The organism is Amycolatopsis sp. NPDC114504, from assembly GCF_055633595.1.
Genome location: NZ_JBVKDU010000001.1, coordinates 1205157 through 1223919 on the forward strand (window position 1 = coordinate 1205157; position 18763 = coordinate 1223919).

General features: G+C 73.0%; 18 protein-coding genes. 8 read left to right on the forward strand and 10 right to left on the reverse strand.

The window, feature by feature from the left end; genetic code table 11:
• Position 1: 1 nt before the first annotated feature.
• From ACZ7PG_RS05545 to ACZ7PG_RS05565, 5 genes are all read left to right on the forward strand, one after another.
• Positions 2 to 373, forward strand: coding sequence for an Asp23/Gls24 family envelope stress response protein (locus tag ACZ7PG_RS05545; protein ID WP_470237894.1), 372 nt, complete (start codon positions 2 to 4; stop codon positions 371 to 373).
• Entirely contained in the window at positions 370 to 897 is a 528-nt protein-coding gene (locus ACZ7PG_RS05550; RefSeq protein WP_470237895.1) for a DUF6286 domain-containing protein, read from the forward strand. Before ACZ7PG_RS05545 ends, ACZ7PG_RS05550 begins: the two co-directional genes overlap by 4 nt.
• Positions 894 to 1448 carry an alkaline shock response membrane anchor protein AmaP gene (locus ACZ7PG_RS05555; RefSeq protein WP_470237896.1) on the forward strand — a complete coding sequence of 185 codons (555 nt, stop codon included), beginning with the start codon at positions 894 to 896 and terminating at the stop codon, positions 1446 to 1448. The genes ACZ7PG_RS05550 and ACZ7PG_RS05555 overlap by 4 nt, the downstream gene beginning before the upstream one ends.
• A 100-nt stretch (positions 1449 to 1548) precedes the next feature.
• The gene (locus ACZ7PG_RS05560) at positions 1549 to 3303 is read left to right on the forward strand and encodes a hypothetical protein (RefSeq protein WP_470237897.1); all 1755 of its coding nucleotides are present in this window, start codon (positions 1549 to 1551) and stop codon (positions 3301 to 3303) included.
• Positions 3296 to 3631 carry a hypothetical protein gene (locus ACZ7PG_RS05565; RefSeq protein WP_470237898.1) on the forward strand — a complete coding sequence of 112 codons (336 nt, stop codon included), beginning with the start codon at positions 3296 to 3298 and terminating at the stop codon, positions 3629 to 3631. Before ACZ7PG_RS05560 ends, ACZ7PG_RS05565 begins: the two co-directional genes overlap by 8 nt.
• A 12-nt stretch (positions 3632 to 3643) precedes the next feature.
• On the opposite strand, the gene ACZ7PG_RS05570 is transcribed toward ACZ7PG_RS05565, so the two are convergent.
• The 8 genes from ACZ7PG_RS05570 to ACZ7PG_RS05605 form a co-directional block, all read right to left on the reverse strand.
• Positions 3644 to 4297 (reverse strand): zinc ribbon domain-containing protein, encoded by a 654-nt coding sequence (locus tag ACZ7PG_RS05570; RefSeq protein WP_470237899.1) that lies wholly within the window; start codon positions 4295 to 4297, stop codon positions 3644 to 3646.
• A 156-nt stretch (positions 4298 to 4453) separates the two neighbouring features.
• A complete protein-coding gene (locus tag ACZ7PG_RS05575) occupies positions 4454 to 4870 on the reverse strand; it encodes a S26 family signal peptidase (protein ID WP_470237900.1) in 417 nt (138 codons plus the stop codon).
• On the reverse strand, positions 4867 to 6684 hold the full coding sequence (locus tag ACZ7PG_RS05580) for an ABC transporter ATP-binding protein (RefSeq protein WP_470237901.1): 1818 nt from the start codon (positions 6682 to 6684) through the stop codon (positions 4867 to 4869). The genes ACZ7PG_RS05575 and ACZ7PG_RS05580 overlap by 4 nt, the downstream gene beginning before the upstream one ends.
• A 3-nt stretch (positions 6685 to 6687) precedes the next feature.
• Entirely contained in the window at positions 6688 to 7191 is a 504-nt protein-coding gene (locus tag ACZ7PG_RS05585; RefSeq protein WP_470237902.1) for a TlpA disulfide reductase family protein, read from the reverse strand.
• Positions 7191 to 7697, reverse strand: coding sequence for a MauE/DoxX family redox-associated membrane protein (locus ACZ7PG_RS05590; RefSeq protein WP_470237903.1), 507 nt, complete (start codon positions 7695 to 7697; stop codon positions 7191 to 7193). The genes ACZ7PG_RS05585 and ACZ7PG_RS05590 overlap by 1 nt, the downstream gene beginning before the upstream one ends.
• 73 nt (positions 7698 to 7770) lie before the next feature.
• Complete coding sequence (locus ACZ7PG_RS05595) at positions 7771 to 7938, reverse strand: hypothetical protein (protein ID WP_470237904.1); 168 nt, start codon at positions 7936 to 7938, stop codon at positions 7771 to 7773.
• A 472-nt stretch (positions 7939 to 8410) separates the two neighbouring features.
• Complete coding sequence (locus ACZ7PG_RS05600) at positions 8411 to 10843, reverse strand: tetratricopeptide repeat protein (RefSeq protein WP_470237905.1); 2433 nt, start codon at positions 10841 to 10843, stop codon at positions 8411 to 8413.
• A gap of 40 nt (positions 10844 to 10883) precedes the next feature.
• Positions 10884 to 11780, reverse strand: coding sequence for a LysR family transcriptional regulator (locus ACZ7PG_RS05605; protein ID WP_470237906.1), 897 nt, complete (start codon positions 11778 to 11780; stop codon positions 10884 to 10886).
• Between the two features lie 118 nt (positions 11781 to 11898).
• Between ACZ7PG_RS05605 and ACZ7PG_RS05610 the strand changes: the two genes are divergently transcribed.
• The gene (locus ACZ7PG_RS05610; protein ID WP_470237907.1) at positions 11899 to 12540 is read left to right on the forward strand and encodes an NADPH-dependent F420 reductase; all 642 of its coding nucleotides are present in this window, start codon (positions 11899 to 11901) and stop codon (positions 12538 to 12540) included.
• Positions 12541 to 12564: 24 nt separating this feature from the next.
• Positions 12565 to 13575: an LLM class flavin-dependent oxidoreductase gene (locus ACZ7PG_RS05615; RefSeq protein WP_470237908.1), complete on the forward strand. Its 1011-nt coding sequence runs from the start codon at positions 12565 to 12567 to the stop codon at positions 13573 to 13575.
• Here ACZ7PG_RS05615 and ACZ7PG_RS05620 read toward each other — a convergent pair.
• The gene (locus ACZ7PG_RS05620) at positions 13555 to 15705 is read right to left on the reverse strand and encodes a 2Fe-2S iron-sulfur cluster-binding protein (protein ID WP_470237909.1); all 2151 of its coding nucleotides are present in this window, start codon (positions 15703 to 15705) and stop codon (positions 13555 to 13557) included. The two genes, ACZ7PG_RS05615 and ACZ7PG_RS05620, sit on opposite strands and share 21 nt — an antisense overlap.
• A gap of 66 nt (positions 15706 to 15771) precedes the next feature.
• Between ACZ7PG_RS05620 and ACZ7PG_RS05625 the strand changes: the two genes are divergently transcribed.
• A complete protein-coding gene (locus ACZ7PG_RS05625) occupies positions 15772 to 16434 on the forward strand; it encodes a TetR/AcrR family transcriptional regulator (RefSeq protein WP_470237910.1) in 663 nt (220 codons plus the stop codon).
• Here the strand turns inward: ACZ7PG_RS05625 and ACZ7PG_RS05630 are convergent.
• Positions 16403 to 18655 carry a protein kinase domain-containing protein gene (locus ACZ7PG_RS05630; RefSeq protein ID WP_470237911.1) on the reverse strand — a complete coding sequence of 751 codons (2253 nt, stop codon included), beginning with the start codon at positions 18653 to 18655 and terminating at the stop codon, positions 16403 to 16405. The genes ACZ7PG_RS05625 and ACZ7PG_RS05630 overlap by 32 nt on opposite strands.
• Between the last annotated feature and the right edge of the window lie 108 nt (positions 18656 to 18763).

An 18763-nucleotide genomic window follows, 5' to 3' on the forward strand; every position in this document is an offset into this window, starting at 1 on the left:
CATGACCACCGCGACCAGCATCGACCGCGGCACGCTCACCATCGCCGACACGACCGTCGAGCGGATCGCCGCCCAGGCCGTCACCGAAGTCGACGGCGTCGGCGGCGCCGCCACGCGGCTCCTCGGCGTCGCCGTCGGCGGAGAAGACCCGGACCACAGCGCCAAAGTCGCCGCGAAGGTCACCGGCGGCACCGCGACCCTCTCGGTCCGCCTGTCGATCAGCTATCCGCGTTCGGTGCTCAAGACCGGCGACGCCGTCCGTGAGCACCTCACCAACCGGGTGCACGAGCTGACCGGCTTGAGCATCGAGCGCGTCGACATCACCGTGACCGCGCTGCACACCGACGTCACCGAAACGAGGAGGGTCCAGTGAAACGCCGGCCCCGTCGCAGCATCCCCGCCGCACTCACGGCGCTCGTCCTGCTCGGCGCGTGCGTGCTCGCCGCGGTCTCCGCGATCCAGATGATCACCGGGCAACCGCCGTTGATCGGCTACGACAGCGTCGCCGGCTGGTTGCACGGACAGCGGTGGAGCGACCTGGTCCCGGCGGTCGCCGGGGGCGTCGCCGCGCTGCTCGGGCTCGTCCTGCTCCTCGCCGCGGTCCTCCCGGGCAAGCTCACCGTGCTTCCCCTGCAGGGCGAACTGGAGTCAGGAGCGTCCCGGCACAGCTACCGCTCCGCCCTGCGTGCCGCGGCCTCCGGCGTCGACGGCGTGTCGGGGACGACGCTGAAGCTCAAGCGCCGCAAGGTAACCGCCCGCGTGCGCACCGAACGCACCACCACCGAAGGTCTCGCCGAGGCCGTCCACGCCGCGATCTCCGAGCGGCTCGCCCGGATCGCCCCCGCCACCGTCCCCGCGGTGCACGTCAAGGTCAAGGCCACCAGGAGCGCATCATGAGCGGTCTCAACCGGGCTCTGCTGGCCCTGATCGGCCTGCTGCTGGTCGCCGCCGGCGGGTTCGCCGTCGCCCTCCACTTCGGCAAGCTGACGGTTCTCGCCCCCGAGACGCCGCTCGTGCCCGGCACGGCGCCGCCACCGACGTGGGTCTGGTACGTCACCGCCGCGGTCGCGGTGCTCCTCGGCCTCGTGCTGCTGCGGTGGCTCGCCGCCCAGCTGACCCGGAAACCGAAGACCCACACGTGGATCTTCGCCACGGACCCCGCCCGCGGCCGCACCGAACTGCCGGCCGGCACGGCGATCGAGCCTTTCCTCACCGAAGTCCGGACGTACCCCGGCATCCACACGGCGCAGGCGACGCTCGCCGGCACCCGCGAAAACCCCGCGCTGGCCCTGATCGTCCGCGCTGCCCAGGACGCCGACCTCACGGCCATCCGCCACCAGCTCGACACCCACGGCCTCCCGCGGCTGCGCCAGGCTGTCGACGTCGACACCCTGCCGGTGACCGTCGAGTTCCGGTTCACCACGAAGACCGGAGTTCGCGCCCGGTAGCGACTCGCCGAAGCATCACACGTTCGGGGGTACGGAGTCTGTAACACGGCACCGCACGGCGGACGACTCCTGGCCGGAAGAGCCGGTCAGGAGGAACGCCATGGCGGTCGATGTCGGTGCGGGGCGGAACCAGAGCTGCTGGCGGTGTCGCGCGGTCAACCGGCCCGGGGACGGGTTCTGCCAGCAGTGCGGCGCGACCCTGACCCGCCGGGACAACACGACCCGCTACCTGTGCGCCGCCGCGCAGCTCAGTGAGGACTACGCGAACGCGGCGATGCGGGAGTTCCTGGTCGAACCGCTGCGCTCGCTCCCACCCACACCCGGCGTGGACACCGCCGCGGTGCTGCGCGAGGCGGTCGCGTCGCGCACCCGGCGTCGCATCCGCGACGGGGTGCTCCTGGTGCTCCTGCTGGTACTCCTGTTCGCCGATCCGGCGGTGCTGATGGCCTGGCTCCTGGGCGCCGTCGTGCTGGCGGCGATCCCGGGCCGGTTCCGGGTGCGCGGCATCGGCAACTTCGTCGTGGCGGCGGGGTTGCTGGCCGCCGCGGCGATGGTGCTGGGCCTGGAGGTGTTCAGCGGGGTCAGCGACATGGTGTCCTCCGGGAGCTCTTCGAGCTTCAGCTCTTCGCGTCCCCTCACCTCCACGGCCACCGACAGCGCCGTCCAGGTCGTCGTCGTGACCGTCGTGCTGGTTCTGCTGATCGCCGGGGTCCTGCTCACCGACCTGTTCGCCGTGCGGTTCCTGGTCTTGCAGCGCTTCCGCCGCGCCACGTTCGTCGCCGACGGGCGCCGCAGCTCCGCCGAATGGGAACGCCGGCTCCGCGGCCTGGGGCTCGACGCCTTCCACCTGCCGCTGGAGCGCGTGGTCGCCGCCGAGGAAGCCGGCGCCGGCCACGAAACGAGCGCCGACGTGGTGGTGCACCGCGGGTTTTCCCCGTTCGTCGGCGCCGGCGTCCCGGTGCACCGGCAGGTCATCGCCCTGCCGCTCGACTCGTCCGACGACGACGTCGACCCCCGGCACATCAGCGTCACGGAGTTGCAGGACCACGTCGGCGCGGCGATCGAGGCGCTGAAGGAGACGTCGTCGCTCGGACCGGGGCGCCGCCTCGAAAACCTGACCCACCGCGAACAGGTGCTCGTGCCGGCCGACCGGCTGGTCGTCGACCACCGGTCGGTCCCCGAGGTGCTGGCGGACCTCGACCGCGCACCGGCCCGCCGCCTGCCGGTCGAGAAGGCGCGAGCGCTGGCCGACAGCGTCGTCGAATGGGCGCGGTACTACCGGTGCTACCGCGTCGAGTCCTGGGACCGGGACCTGACCACGTCGTGCTACGTGCACGCCGGGACGGACCAGCGGATGTTGTACCTGGAGTGGCAGTTCCTCGCGCTGCTGCCGATCGCCCCGGAGTACCGCGCGATCGACCGGCACCACTCACTCGCCCGGTCGCTGGGCCACGCCTTCCTGGATCTGTGGCTCCTGCCGGCGACGGTGTTCCGCCGCGGGCTGTCGGTGTTCCGGCCGTTCAAGCCGCTGCGGCAGGACCTGGACGAGGCCGTCCCGGCCAAGTACGGCGCCGACCGCAGCCTGCGCGAGCTGGCCCAGGCCGAGCGCGTGCAGAGCTACTTCCAGGACGTCGACGCCGAACGGTACGTGAAGATCCTGGACGCGACGCTGTTCCGCGCGGTCGGGCAGTACCTCCAGGAGCGCGGCTACTCGGTCGTCGAGTTCATGAAACTGGCCGACCCGGTCGTCAACAGCTACGACATGCGCGGCAGCACGTTCGTCGACTCGGCGGTCGGCACGAACAGCAAGGTGACCACCAGCAGTGCGGCGAAGGGAAAGCAGACCCATGGGTGACCGGTTCGACATGCGGGACGCGCACATCTCCGGCAGCGCCATCGGCAAGAACGCCACGGTCCACAACGACTCGGCGGCGGCCGGCGCGTCGATCCAGGACCTCATCGCGGAGCTGACGCGCTCGCGGGAGGCGATCGCCGCGTCTGCGCCGGAGCCCGACCGCGAGGAGGTCCGGCAGGCGCTGGAGAGGATCGAGGCGGAACTGCGGAGCGACGCGCCGCGCGGGGTGGCCGTCAGCTCGCGCTGGAAGACGGTCACCAGCCTGATCGGCTCGCTGACCGAACCCGCGGCCAAGATCGCGGAGCTGGTGACGAAGCTGTTCGGCTAGGTTCCGTTGGGATCAGCGGGGTTTGGAGTTGCCGGCCGGGCCGCCGGCGTGGGTCAGCCGGCTGGCGTGGCAGTCCTCGCGGGCGAAGTTCTGCTCGTCGCACCAGGCGTTGGCCGTGTCGGCGTCCGGGAAGACCTTCGCCTCGAGGGTGACCCAGAAGTTCTTGCGCGAGAAGGTCTTGAAGTCACTCGAGTTGACCATGACGGCGTCGGGGAAGCGGGTGCGGAGGGTCTGGAAGTCGGCCATGATCGCCGGGTAGTCGTAGGTGGTGGTGCCGACGACGAGGCCCAGGCCCTTCGAGGACAGCTGCGGAACCCATTTCCCGACCAGGCTTTCGGCGACCGCACTGTCTTGGGTGACCTGGCGGCGCAGGTCCGCCTCGGTCGCAGTGGTGGTGGCGACTTCCGTTGACGTCAGCGGTTGCGCGGCGGTGGGGATGCTCACCGCCGCCGTGGTGCCCGGCTGTGTGGTGTCCGGCTGAGTGGTGCCCGGCTGCGCGGTGCCGGGTTGCGCGGAGTCCGTCCCGCGGGTGAGGGCGAAGGTCGTCACGCCGGCCGCGGCGACGACCACGGCCGCGGCGACCACGACGACAGCTGTCCGCTTCGGCCGCGTCGTCTGCCTCGGCGCGACGGCGGCCGGTTCGTCCCGGGGCTCGGGCGGGAGCACGCTGACAGGAGTGCCGCACGCGCCGCAGAACTTCGCCTGGGAGCCGAGTTCCCGGCCGCATCTCGAGCACGAGTCCATGCCTCGTAGTCCGCGAGCGGCAAGGAGGCGTTACACATCGGCGGCGGTCTCACCGTCACGGCGGAATGCTCCCCCGTCTCATCGAACGTGCCGCACCACCACGCCGATCATCCGCTCCCTCGGCACGAACCCGTAGTGCCGGGAGTCCCAGCTGGTCGGCCGGTTGTCGCCCAGGACGACGGTGCAGCCCGCGGGCACCACCGCTCCGCCCAGCCCGTGCACGTCCGGGTCGGCCCAGCCGGGCCGGACACGGTCGCCCGCCACCGCCACCACGCGCTTGAGCAGCAGCTGCTCCCCCGTCGACGCTCCGCTCGGCAACGGCGGGTAACGCAGCAGGGCCACCTGACCGCGTCGCGCGCGGCGGGTCCGGCGCACCAGGACCCGGTCGCCGGAACGCAACGCCGGGGCCATGCTCGCACCGTCCACTGTGGTCAGGATCAGCATCCGGCGGGCGATGATGGCGGCCAGGAGCCCGAGGAAGACCGGAATTCTCACGGCACCGCCTGGTAACCGTCGGCCTGCAGGCGGAACAGGCGCGCGTACCCGCCGTCGTCGGCGAGCAGGCTGTCGTGCGTGCCCAGCTCGCTGACCCGGCCGTCCTCGAGCACCGCGATGCGGTCGGCGCCGCGCACCGCGCTCAGCCGGTGCGAGATGAGCAGGCTCGTGCGACCCTGCCGGTGCTCGCGGATGCGGGCGTGCACCTCGTGTTCGGCCTCCGGGTCGAGACCGGAGCTCGGCTCGTCGAGGATCATCAGGTCGCGCCCTTCCCGGACAAGGGAACGAGCGAGCGCCAGGCGCTGCCACTGGCCGCCGGAGAGCACGACGCCGGTCGAGGTGTCCTCGGTGCCGATCTCGAAGATCCGCGTGAGCGGCGTGTCGTACCCGCGCGGCAGTGCGGCGATCCGGTCGTGCGCGCCCGCCCGGGTCGCCGCGTCCACCAGCCTGGCCCGGTCGTTCATCGCGGACAGCTCACCGAGCCCGATGTTCTCGGCCGCGGTCATGTCGTAGTTCATGTGGTCCTGGAACACCGCGCTGATCCGGTCGCGCAGCAACGCGGGCGGGATGTCACGCAGGTCCACCCCGTCCCAGAGGATCCGCCCGCGCGTCGGGTCGTACATGCGGCACAACAACTTCACGAGCGTGCTCTTGCCCGCGCCGTTGAGACCGACCAGCGCGACCGCCGCGCCGTGCGGGATGGTGAGGTTCACCCCGCGCAGCACCCACGGGTGGTCGTCGCTGTAGCGGAACCACACGTCGCGCAGCTCGAGCTCCCGCCGCAACGCGGGCGCCGCGTCACCGGACCCGCTCGGCAGATCGGGTTCCGCCCGGACGACGGCGACGTAGTGCGCGAACGACAGCAGCCGGGCCTGGCCGCCGGCGATCGACGACGCCAGCGTGCCCAGCGCGGCCTGCACCCCGGCGACGGCGGCCACGAACATCGACACGTCCCCGGCGCTGAGCGACCCGTCGCGTGCCGACGTGATCGCCCACCAGAGCCCGGCACCGGCGACTCCCGCGCTCAGCGCCGTCAGCCCGCCCATGGTCCACAGCTCGCGTTCGTCCATGCGGCGCTGGGCGTCGTTGGCGCTGCGGCGCTCGTCCATCATCCGGGCGCGCAGGAACGCCCCGATGCCGAACAGCCGGATCTCGGTCGCGGCGGCGATGCCGGTGAGCAGCTGGCTGTAGAAGAACTCGCGCCGGGCGAACCGTTCGATGCGCCATTCCACCGCGGCGCGGCGCCGGGCCAGCAGCAGTTCGGCGAGCAAGGCGGGGATCGCGGCGGCCAGCACGACACCGGCCATCGCCGGGCTCAGCAGGAGCAGCGAGCCGAGGAAGCCGGCCAGCGAGAGCGTCCCGCTGAGCGTGCCGCCGACGCCGTCGACGATCTCCGGCATCCGGCCGCAGCTCTCCTGGGCCAGCCGCAACCGGTCCTGGTAGGCGGGGTTCTCGAAGGTGCGCAAACCGACCTGACGGCCGAGCGCGTCGAACAGCCCGTCGGTGGCGACCGTGCTCGCCGAGCGGCCGATCTGCGCGCGGACGTAGTGCACCACCAGGGGCAGCGCGGCGAGCGCGAGCCCGGCGAGCACCAGCGCCGCGGCGAGGCCGCCGACCGCGCCGGTGCGCGAGACGAGCCGGTCGAGGACCAGCTTGGTCAGCCAGGCGGTGGCGATCGGCGCGGTGGCCGCGGCCGCCGTCATGACCAGGAGCCCGACCAGCCGCGCCCGGCCGGAACGCCACAGCAGCACGGCGGCGGCCGCACCCGCCGCCCGCACCTGGTCCGCGCCGATCCGCCGGTCCGGTTCGCGCACCGGTCAGCGCCCGGCGGGCACGGGCAGCTCGTGCACGCGGCCCGCGGTCGCGACCACCCGCCCGTCGGCGACCACGTACAGCGCGGGGGTCCAGGTGTTGCGGAACGCGGCGGCGACCGGGCCGCCGTCGAGGTCCGCCGGCACGACCCGCGCGACGCCGGTGAGTGCGAGCACGGTGTCCGGGTCGTCGCCGCCGACGACGGCGAGGACGTTGTCGCGGCCCTGTTCGCGTGCGTAGGCGAGGAAGTCCGGCAGGGTGTCGTGGCAGGCGGCGCAGTCGGCGGAGAAGAACGCCACCGTGCCGTGCAGCGCCGCGGTGCTGACCGGCTCGCCGTCGGTGGTGGTGGCGGCGAACTCGCCGATGGCGGAACCGGGGCGCAGCGCGAACATCGACCCGGGCCGGTGCTCGGTCTGTGCCCGCATCCGGCGCAGGATCCCGACGGTCAGGAGCAGGTTCAGCAGGCACAACAGGCCGAGCAGCACCAGGGCGGCGACGACGAAGGGCATCAGGAACTCCTTGCGAACACGACGGCGATGTCATCCATCGCGATGACGAATACGGCCACCACCACGCCCGCCGTCACCGCGAGGGCGGCCCCGGCGAGGGACGGCAGGTGCGCCGGCCCGAGTGCGCCGAGGACGGCGAAGCAGACCAGCACGGCGTTGCGGGTTAGGTGACGCGGGCCGACCGGCGTATCGGCCGCGCCGAAGCAGCGGCACGGCGCCCGCTGCCCGCGGCGAAGCGAAGCGGCGATGGCGGCGGTGAAGGCCAGCAGCAGGCCGGTGGCGAGGACGAACCCCGCCGTCGCGGCGGCGGGCACGACCACGAGGACCGCGATGCTCCCTTCGGCGGCCACGACGGCCATCGCCACCGGCGGGACCCACCTCGCGGGCATCGGCACCAGCACGGGCACCGACCGCGCGAACCCGCGGAAGTCCCGCAGCTTCGACACCGCCGAGACGGCGAACACCACCGCGATCAGCGCCGCGCAGGACGCCCGGAGGTACTCCATGTCACTCCATCCCGGCCGGGCGGTGGCCACGGGACTTCCCGCGGACACCGCCCGGCAGGCTCGGGACCGGTGGTCAGCAGGTGCTGCGGACCTTGGACCACTCGCAGCCGGTCTGCGGGCAGCAGAACCGGTACCAGTAGCCGGGGTGGCCGGCGGAGTTGCAGAAGTAGCCGCCAGCGCAGGCGGAGGCTTCGGCGGTGGGCACGATCCGGGCCAGCACGCGGTCGATCAGGCGCCCCATGGTTTCTCCCTTCGACGGTGGATGTCCACGGTGCGGGAAGCGTTTCCGCATTCCCGCACCGGCTGCGAGCATCGCGGTCGGCGCCGTCCCCGGGCAGCAATCCCGGACGAACCCGGACGCCGCCACCGGGGCACCCGGCTCGCGGGTCCGGGGTTCGCCGACAGCGGCCCGGCACCCGACTCGCGCGCGACACCGGCACCGGCTCGCGCGTCCGAAGTTCACCGATAGCGGCCCGGCACCCGGACCGCGCCCGAAGTTCACCGACAGCAGCCCAGCACCCGGCTCGCACGTCCGAGGTTCACCGACAGCGCGGTGCCCGGGAGCCAGCCCGGCTCGGCACGCGCGACACCGGCACCCGGCTCACGTGCCCGAGGTTCGCCGACAGCAGCCCGGCACCCGACTCGCGCCCGAAGTTCACCGACAGCCCGGCGCCCGGGAGCCAGCCCGGCTCGGCACGCGCGACACCGGCACCTCACCCACCGGCCGCGACCGACCACCCGGCACCCGCGGTGATCTCGGCCGGTTCCGGCAGGCCCAGCTCACGGTGGTGATCGCGGGCGGCGAGCCAGTGGTCGCGGGCGCGTCCCGGGTCGCCCAGCGCGGTCAGGGCCCGGGCGAGGCCGGTGTGCGCGCGGGCCGCGTGGTGCATGACGCCGAGGTCCGCCGCCATCGCGAGCGCGCACTCGTACGTCGTCCGGGCGGGGGCGGTGCGGCCGAGCTCCAAAGACGCGTCCGCGAGGCACAGCAGCGCTTCCAGGTGGAGGTCGCGGTCGCCCGCCTGCTCGGCGATCGCCGTCGCGCGGCGGAAGTAACCGCAGGCCTCCGCGCGCCGGCCGGACCGCAGGTGCGTGTCGCCGATGTTGAGCAGGGTGCGACCCGTGTCGGACAGGTCGCCGGTCTCCTGGTCGATGGCGAGCGCCTTCACGTGGATCTCCAGCGCCTCGGCGTACCAGCCCAGCCGGCCGTAGACGTAGCCGAGGTTGGTCAGCGCGGTGCGTTCAGCCGACCGGTCGCGGACCGCGCGGGCCAGGGTCAGCGCCTCCCGCAGGAACCCCGCCGAGCGCACGAAGTCGGCGTTCCACGACGCGATCGCGCCCAGCGTGCCGAGCGCCCGGCACTCACCCTCGCGGTCGTCCGCGCCGCGGAAGCAGTCCAGCGCCTGTTCGGCGTGCCGCGTCGCCACCTCGTAACGGCCGACCTGGCTGTGGGTGGCCGCGAGGCTCACCAGCGCGTGCCCGCGGGCGACCGGGTCCGCCGACTCCGTCGCGCTCGTGTGCAGGACCAGCGCCTCCCGGATGTAACCGCCGGTCTGCAGGTACCGGAACAGGATCCGCGAGAGCAGCCCGGCGTGGCCCGACCGCACCCCGTGGACGCCGGCGCTGACCAGGTTCGCGCGTTCGGCGTCCAGCCACGCGGCCGCCAGCTCGCGGTCGGTCAGCGGCGGGATCGGCAGGCCGGGGTCGGGGACCTGCGGCCGGTGGCCACGGACGCGCGGCGCGTAGTGGTCCATCGCGGTCGCGGTGGCGAACGTGTAGTAGTCGAGCAGGCCGGACAGCGCCGCCCGCCGGCCGGCGGAGACGTCCTCGTCCTCGGCCCGCGCCATCCCGAACGCGCGGATGAGGTCGTGCAGCTCGAACCGGTCCCCCTCGCCGCGCCGCACCAGGCTCGCGGCGACGAGCCGGTCCGCGGTCCGGGTCGCCTCGGCCAGGCCGGTCCCGGCGAGCGCGGCGATGCCGTAGGCGTCCAGGTCCGCGCCCGGGTGCAGGGCGAGCAGCCGCAAGGCGCGCCGTTCGGGCTCGCCGAGCTGGTCGTAGGACAGGCTGACGGACGCGTCCACGACGTTGTCCAGCCGCAGGTGCGCGCGCCGCTGCTCGAGCCGCTCCAGGTGGTCGGCCAGCAGCCACGACCGGTGCGCGGGCGCGGTCATCCGCAACGCGGCGAGGGTCAGCGCGAGCGGCAGGTTGCCCAGCTCGGCGGTGATCCGCCGGGCCACGTCAAGCTCCTGGTCGACCCGCTCGGCGCCGACGGTGCGCCGCAGGTAGGCGAGCGCGTCGTCCGGGGTCAGCGTGTCCAGCCGCACGTGCGCCGCGCCGGTCAGCCCGGAGAGCGCGGTCCGGCTGGTGACGAGCACCGGCCCGCCCCGCTCGTCGGGCAGCAGCGGCCGGACCTGGTCCTCGCCGCGCGCGTCGTCGAGGACGACCAGCAGGCGCCGCCCGGCTGAGCGCTCCCGGTACGCCCGCTGCTTGCCCGCCAGGTCGGCGGGGACGGCGTGCCCGGGCACGCCGAGCAGCCGCAGGAACGAGTCGAGCACCGCGCCGGGATCGACCGGCGGCCGGCCGGGATCGGGGTGGAACCCGCGCAGGTTCACGAAGAGCGCGTTGTCGAACCGGCCCGTGCGCAGCAGCTCGTGGCCGACGTGCACGGCCAGCCCGGTCTTGCCGACCCCGGCCATGCCCGCGATGGCCGACACGTGCCCGCCCGCGGCGTCGCCGAGGACCGCGCACAGCCCCGCGAGGTCCGCCCGGCGCCCGGTGAAGTGCGGGATCGCCTCGGGCAGGCCTAGCTGAGCCTGCACGAAGGTCGCCGCTTCCGCGCGGCTGCGGACGACACGCAGCATGTCCTGCCAGCCGGCGACATAACCCGGATCCGGGTGCAGCGCCTCGACCACGGCCAGCAGGAGATCGGTGTTGGGCCGGGCCCGGCCGACCTTGAAGCAGTCGGCGACGGTCGTCCGGGCGGTGCGCTCGCCGGGCGGCCGCCCGGCGGCGGTCCAGAGCCGGTTGACCCGCTCGGCGATGTGCGCGTAGGAGGGGCCGCCCGCCCAGGCTTTGAGCAGCCGCAACTGCGCGATGAGCTCGGCCAGCGTACCCGCGCGGCCGGGATCGGGTGGTTCGGTGAACGCCATGTCGCCATGGTGGCCGCGATCCGCGGTCAGGGGGCGCGGTTTACGCTTCTCCGCGACCGTCCGAATAGGCCTCGGAGTTCCCGCATTCCGCCGTGATCCCGGCCGTCGCCCGCGCGGCGGCGAAGAAGCCGTCGGCCAGCGGCGAGGAGCGTGACGACGCCACCGCGAGGCACACCTGGCCGGGCGCGAGTTCCGGGATGGGGACGTAGCTGATGTCCGGACGCGAATAGAACACGGTCTCCGAACGCTCCGCGAACGAGATGCCCCGCCCGGCCGCGACGTGCTCGAGCTTCTCCTCCACCCCGCGCACCCGGAGCCCGGGGTCGGGGAACGGCCGGCTGGTGGGCAGCGTGCTCGGGTCGTGCCAGACCAGCGGCTCACCGGCCAGGTCGGCCTCGGTGACCTCCTCCTTGCCGGCCAGCCGGTGGCCCGCGGGCAGCACCACCATGAGCGGCTCGGTGTACAGCGGAGTCACGCGCAGACCGGTCTCGTCGATGGGCAGCCGCACATAGCCGACGTCGACGCGGCCGTCGAGCAGCATCGGCGCCTGGTCGTCCCACTCCATCCGTTGCACGTCCACGACGACGTCCGGATGCCGGGCCTCGAACGCCCGCGCCGCCGGGATGACCGGGATGCCGGCCCGGAAGCCGACTACCAGCCGCCGGCCGCCGCGAGCGGCCACGGAAACCCGGCGGCGGACGGCGTGCGCGGACGCCAGCAGTGGACCGGCGTCGGCAAGGAGCTGCCGGCCCGCGTCGGTCAGCTCGACGCCGTGGCGGTCCCGGGTGAACAGCGAGGCGCCGAGATCCTGTTCCAGCGCACGGATCTGGCGGCTGAGCGCCGGCTGCGCGATGTGCAGCTCCTCGGCGGCGCGGCCGAAGTGCAACCGGTCGGCCACGGCGACGAAGTAGCGCAGTTTGCGCAGGTCCAGATCCATGGCGCCTCCCCGATCTGGTGATGCCTTCAGGTTATCACCGCGGCCGAAACGGGTCTTGGACGCCGATTCGGGCCGATGCCAGCCTTGAGAGGTAACCGATCGGAAAGCAGGAAAACCCATGAGCAGCGTCAGCATCATCGGCCTGGGGACCATGGCCAGGGCATTGGCCACCCGCGCGGTCGAGGGCGGCAACGCCGTCGAGGTCGTCGGCCGCGACCGGGCCAAGGCCGAGGAACTGGCCGCGGCGCTCGGCGGCGGCGCCACGGCCGGGACGTTCGGCACCGCCCCGGCCGGCGACCTCGTCATCCTCGCCGTGCCGTACGCCGGCGTCCTGCCGGTCGTCGCCCGGTACGGGGACGCGCTGGCCGGCAAGGTCGTCATCGACATCTGCAACCCCGTCGCGCCCGATCTCAAGGGCTTCGCCACCCCCGACGGCAGTTCCGCCGCGCAAGAGGTCGCGAAGGCCGTCCCGGCGAGCACGCACGTCGTGAAGGCGTTCAACACCGTCTTCGGCCACATCCTGGCCCCGGGCCGCCGGCTGGACGTCCTCTTCGCCGGCGACGACGCGCGGGCCAAGACGAGCGTGTCGGCGTTCATCGAGAGCCTCGGGCTGCGCCCGCTGGACGCCGGTGGCCTGGAGATGGCGCGCTGGCTGGAAGGGGCGGGTCTGCTGATGATCAGCCTGGCCAACCACGGCGTGGGGAACTTCGACTTCACCCTCGGCGTCAGCGAACCGGGCGCGTTACCTTCACGGCGTTGAGCGCTGCGAGGGCGGGGAGGCCGGATGCGGGTCGGGGTGTTCGTCCTGGCGGGAAGGTTTCCCGGTCAGGACGACGGAATGGCGCTGCGCCGAGCCCGCGACACGGTGGCGTGCGCGGAGACCGCGGGCTTCGACGACGCCTGGATCGCGGAGCACCACTTCATGTCGTACGGGACGTGCCCGTCGGCGATCACCTTCGCCGCGCACGCGCTGGGGAGCACGTCGCGGATCGCCATCGGTACCGCGGTCAGCGTGCTGTCCACGACGCACCCGGTGCTGCTGGCCGAGCAGGTCGCGTTGCTGGACCAGCTCAGCGACGGAAGGCTCCGGCTCGGCGTCGGCCGGGGCGGGCCGTGGGTGGATCTGGAGGTGTTCGGCACCGGCCTCGCCCGCTACGAGGACGGCTTCGCCGAAAGCCTCGACCTCTTGCTCGAATCCCTGACACGGCAACGGATCGCGGCGGCCGGGAAGCATTTCGCGTTCCGCGAGGTGCCCGTGGTGCCGAGGCCCCTCACCCGGCCGCACCCGCCCGTGGTGGTGGCCTGCACGTCGGCCGCGACAGCCGAATTGGCTGCCGCCCGCGGGTTGCCGATGCTGCTGGGCCTGCAGATGAGCGATGGCGAGAAGGCCGGAATGGTCCAGCACTACGCCCGGGCGGCGCGCACCGCCGGCCACGATCCCGACGGCGTCGGGCATGTTTCGGCCGTGCTCGCCCACGTCGCCGATACCCGCGAGGAGGCCGTGGCGGAGCTGCGGGCGGCAATGCCGGGCTGGCTGGCCGAGGGCCTGGCCGGCTACCAGCCGATCGACGGACGGCCGCGGTCGCGGCAGGATCCCGAGATGTACACGGACCTGCTGTGCGGGCTGCATCCCGTGGGCAGCGCGGCCGACTGCGTCGAGCGGCTCGAGCTGGGCGCGGAACGCACGGGTATCGACCATGTGATCGCGTTGGTCGACGGCACCGGCGATCGGAGTCGCACCCTGGCGAACGTCACCCGCCTCGGCGCCGAGGTACTACCCCACCTGCGCGGCTGACGGATCGGTGATATCCACAGTGACCTTCGACAAGGGAAAGCCCACGCAGGCAAGGATGTAACCGTCGGACTTCTGCCCGGCGGTCAAGCAGTTCGGCCCGTTCATCACGACCTCGCCACTCCGCAGCTTCACCATGCAGTCCCCGCAGTTGCCGACCGTGCACGAGTACGGCATCGGCAACCCGGCCGCCAACCCGGCGTCGAGCAGCGTCTGACCCGGCTCGACCACCACCGCCCCCACCTCGTGCGCCCCCTCCTCGACGACCATCCGCTGAGGCGCAGTCGCAGCAACCGCCCCGTCCGCGCCGCTCGTATACCGCTCGTGGTGCACCCGCTCCCCCAGTACCCCGCGCTCGGCCAGAACGACCTGGACCGTCTCCATCAACGCCTCCGGTCCACACAGGTAGTACCGGGCGTCGTCCGACGGGCCCACCTCGGCCAGCCAACCGTGCACTCCCGCAGCGTCGAGGCGGCCCTGCCGTCGCGTCAGGACGTGCGTGACCGACAACCGGTCCGGGTTCGCCTCTTCCAGCCGCCGGAGCTCGGAAGCGAAGATGACATCCTCGAAGTCGCGGTTGCTGCACAGCAGCGCGATCCGGCCCGACGGCGCCACGGCGAGCAGCGTGCGGATCACGCTCATCATCGGCGTCACACCGCTGCCCGCGGCGATCAGCACGACGTCGTACCCTGCCGCCGGGTCGGCGTGAAACGATCCGGACGGGCCGCGCACCGACAGCCGGTCTCCCGCGCGCAGGGCGTGGGTCGAGAACCGGCCTCCGTCGACCCGCTTGATCGTGACCTCCAGCCGCGCCGTCCCCGGTGCCGAGGACGCCGAGTACGCGCGCCGGACCGGGCGGCCGTCGATGTCGGCGATCAGCGTGAAAAACTGGCCGGGCCGGAAGTCGAACGCACCCGGATTCTCGGCGTCTTCCAGCACGAGCGTGACCGCGTCCGCGGTCTCCCGGCGCACCTCCGCGACGCGCACCTCCCGCAAGCCGTTCTCCACCGAGGTTCCGGCCGCCCGCGGCGCGTTGACCTCGACGTCGTCGTAGCCCTCCTTCCGCAGCCCGGACGCGTAGGCGCGGTTCATCACCAGCCGCATGAGGCGGCCGAGGCCGGGGATCGCCGAGACGGCCTTGAGCACGCGGGGAAGCAGCCCGCCCTGGGCCTCGGCCATGTTCGCGGCGAGGTGGTCGCCGGCCAGCACCATCAGGTCCGGCACCGTGCCGCGCTCCAGGTGCGCGGCCGGGGTCCACACCCGCGAACGCACCGCGTCGCTCGCGGTCACTTCGGCGTGGTCGACGTCGATGAGCAGCGCCGCTTGCGGCGGTGTCCCGCGCAACGCCATCGACGCCAGCAACGCGGGGTCGTCGGTGATCGACGCCCGGCCGCTGACGTGCAGCACCCCGGTCCGCCCCGGGACGAGCGCGGCGAAGGACACGCGGTCGTCTTGGAGCACGTTGTGGAGGCTGTCCGCGCGCTTGTTGCCCTTGCGGTCCGGGATTGCCAGCGTCCGGCCGTCGAGGATCCGCGCCACCGTCCGCCGGTCGCCGCGGGGGCTGGTGTCGCCGCCGCCCGAACCGTCCCAAGTGGACAGAGCAAGGAACGGCGCGGCGGCGAGGAACTCCGCGACGCCGGGGCCGCGCAGCGGGCCGTCACCGTCGACCTCGGGCACCGGCCCGGCGGGGGCGGGCGGCTGCCACAGCCGTGAGCGGATGACGGCTTGCGCGCAGTGCACGTACGCTTCTTCGACGTCGACGAAGGTCTCGGCCCCCTTCCGCTTGGCCACGGAACCGTTGACGCGCAACGTTTCCCCGACGCCCGGCAGGAGGAAGACGAACGACACCGGGCCGTGCGCGTCGCCGTCGGGGAGGGCGAAGGAGATCCGCGTGGGCGAGTGGACGCGCACGAAGCCCGGCGCGCCGCCGAGGAACGTCGTCCGGCTGACGCCGTGGGCGTCGCGGTAGCCGAAGCCCGCCAGCGGGGAGTGCGCGAGGACGGTCCGGCAGCCCTCGTCCAGGGCACCGATCTGCTTCAGCATGATCATCGACGGCGGCCGCCCCAGGATCGCCTCGACCTCGCCCGCCGTGGTCAGCAGGTGCTCGCCTTGGGTCTTGTTTCCGCTGGTCACTACATTATTATGAGCAATAGCTCAGATACTGGCTACTCGCTTTTGCCGCCCGTCAGGAGGACCAGGATGCCCCCGGCCGATCGCCGCTTGGAGCCACGTCGCAAGCCCAGTCAGGTGCGCGCCGAGCTCACCCGCGAGCGCATCCTGACCGCGGCTGCTCACGTTTTCGCCGAGCACGGCTACGCCGGCGGGACCACCAACCGCATCGCCGGGCACGCCCGCATCTCCATCGGCTCGCTCTACCAGTACTTCCCGAACAAGGACGCCATCCTCGCCGAGCTCCTGGTCCAGCACATCGACCGCGGCACGTGGACCGACGTCGGCACCCTCGACCTCTCCCCCGGGACGCTGGAGGCGACGGTCCGGGCGCTGATCCGCGACGCGATCGACAACCACCGCGACGACCCGCGGCTGCTCCGGGTGATGGTCGAGGAGGCGCCGGTTTCCCAGGACCTGCTCGACGCGATCGACCGGCACGGGAAGCTGCGCACGGCCCAGGTGCGGGAGATCATCGTCCGGCACCCCGACGTCCACGTGGGCGACGCGGACGTCGCCGCGGAGATCGTCCTGTTCACGGTGGAGATGAACACCCACAAGTTCATGGCCGCGCCGCGGACCGCCGCGGTCGAGACATTCGAGGACGAGCTGGTCGCCATGGTGACCCGCTACCTGCGCGGGGACCGCGGCGAACCGGCGGTCAGTGCGGCCGGGAAAGATCGCCGGTCTTGAACGCCTTGACCGTGTCGGTGACCGGCCCGTCGAGCTCCGCCTTGTGCTCGGCCGGATAGACCCAGCGCAGGCCGGCCGCCGAACCGGTGCCGATGGACTCGTGCTCGTAGAAGATCTTGCCGTCGCCCTGGTAGCCGGAGACCGTGTACCCGGCGCCGTCGGCGTCACGGAAGGTCACCCGGCCGCCGTTCCCTTCCACCGAGGCCACCAGCTGGGCCAGCTCGTCGGCCGGCCGGCTGCCTCCCGAGTTGGTGCCCCACACCGTCAGCGTCGCGCCGAGACCGGCGTCGGTGAACCGCATCCCCTCGCCGTTCTCCGGAACCCACGACGACGCGGTGTAGCCCGGCGGCACCTGGGTGGTGAAGCCGAAGCGGGCGTTCGTGTACGTCTTGCCGGCACCCGGCGGCGCCGACGTCGGAGAAGCGGACGGCGCCGTCCGGCCCAGCATCGTCAGGAACTTGGGCTGCAGCAGGTCGCCGAGCTCGTCGTACGGCAGCGCCACGGACTCTTTCCCGGACGCCGAATCACAGCCGAGCTCGTACCAGAGGATCTCGAACTCGGCCCCGGCCCCGGTGAACCCGAACATCGCGGCCGGCACGTGGTCACCGCCGCCGGGCCGGTCCGCGGCGTCCATGCTGACCTGCCGCTCCGAATCACCCACGACCGTGGGCACGGTGCAGAAACCGTTCTGCGTGTGCGGTGTCAGCCGCCGGGTCAGCGTCCGCATGCCGGCGGCGGTCAGGATCTCGGGCCGGAACACGTCCTTCGGGCCCAGCACCTGCCCCGTCGCGAGGTCGACGGAGAACGCTTCGGGGAACCGCCAGGTGGTGTGCCCCAGCAGGTCCGAGTCGAGATCGTGGTCGTACCGCACGGAAAGCAGGCCCGGCGTCCGCAGCAGGACCCGCGCGGTCGAGTGCAGCGCGGCCGTCTCGCCCGCCTCCCGGAACCGATCGACCAGATCCGGCTGGGCGACCGCGTCCCGCACCGACTTCAGCCGCTTGTCGATCGGCGCCTTTAACGCGTCGTTGATCCGTTGCCGGACCGCGGCGTCGGCACCCCCGGACACCTGCGCGTACTGGAGGTCGTAGCTCATCGGCAGGGCCGGGTCCCGCCCGGACAGGGTCTGCGTCGCGACCGTCAGCGCCGCCGCCGGCGGCGGGGCGGGCGGATCGTCGCCGCTCGGGAGGAGCACCAGGCCGCCGGCGACCAGCCCGGCGGCGATCGCGACCGCCGCGGCGATCTTGCCGGCCATCGCCGCGGTCACCCCGGTCCCGGTGCCCGCGGCCGTCACGCCGGCACCCGCACCGGCCGCCGCGAGCGGCGCGGCGGCCGTGCCGGCGGTCGTCAGGAGCGCCAACGGCGTCAGCGCGGTCAGCGCCGCGGCCGAGCCGGCCAGCCGCTTCCAGCCGCGCTTCTCCCAGTTCTTCCCGTAGGCCTCGCGGGCGACGGCTTCCAGCTCGGTCACGAAGGCCTCGGCCGTCGCCGGCCGCCACGCCGGGTCCTTCGCCATGCCCCGCGCGATCAGCGGGCGCAGCGGCTCGGGCACCACGTCCAGCGGCACCGGCGCTCCCCCGTGCAGGGCGCGGAACTGCTCGCTCGTCTCCGCCTCGAACGGCCGGTGCCCGGTGACGCACTGGTAGAACACGCACGCGGCCGCGTAGACGTCCGTGGCGGGCACACCGGGCTGGCCGGCCCACTGCTCCGGCGCCATGTAGGCCGGCGAGCCGGCGGTCAGTCCGTTGTGACCGTCCAAAGTGGCCAGCCCGAAGTCGACCAGCTTCGACTCGCCCTCCCGCGACACCAGCACGTTGCCCGGCTTGTAGTCCCGGTGGACGACGCCCGCCGCGTGCGCGTCGGCGAGGCCCAGCAGCGAGCCCTTCAGGATCGCCAGCGCCGCCTCGGGCGCCAGGACGTTCTCCGCCACCAGCAGGGCGCGCAGCGACACCCCGGGCACCGCCTCCATGACGAGCGCGGCACCCTGGGGCGTCTCGGCGAAGTCGAACAGCCGGACCACGTGCGGGCTCCGCACGCCGGACAGCAGCCACGCCTCCCGCCGGAACCCGTCGACGATCCGCGCGTCGGCGAGGAACTCCGCGCGCAGGTACTTGATCGCCGCCATCTTCCCCGAGGCCTCGTGCTTGGCCAGCACGACCCGCCCGAAACCACCGGTGCCGAGCACATCCACCTCGGCGTACCCGGGCACGTGCCAGGTGTCGTTCATCCCCGCCGCTGTCCCCTCATCGTGTCCGTCTCGCGGAGGACATCCGATCACGGCCGACCGGGTCCCACCACCGGAACGCGGCATCTGGCCAAGACCGGACACTGGCCT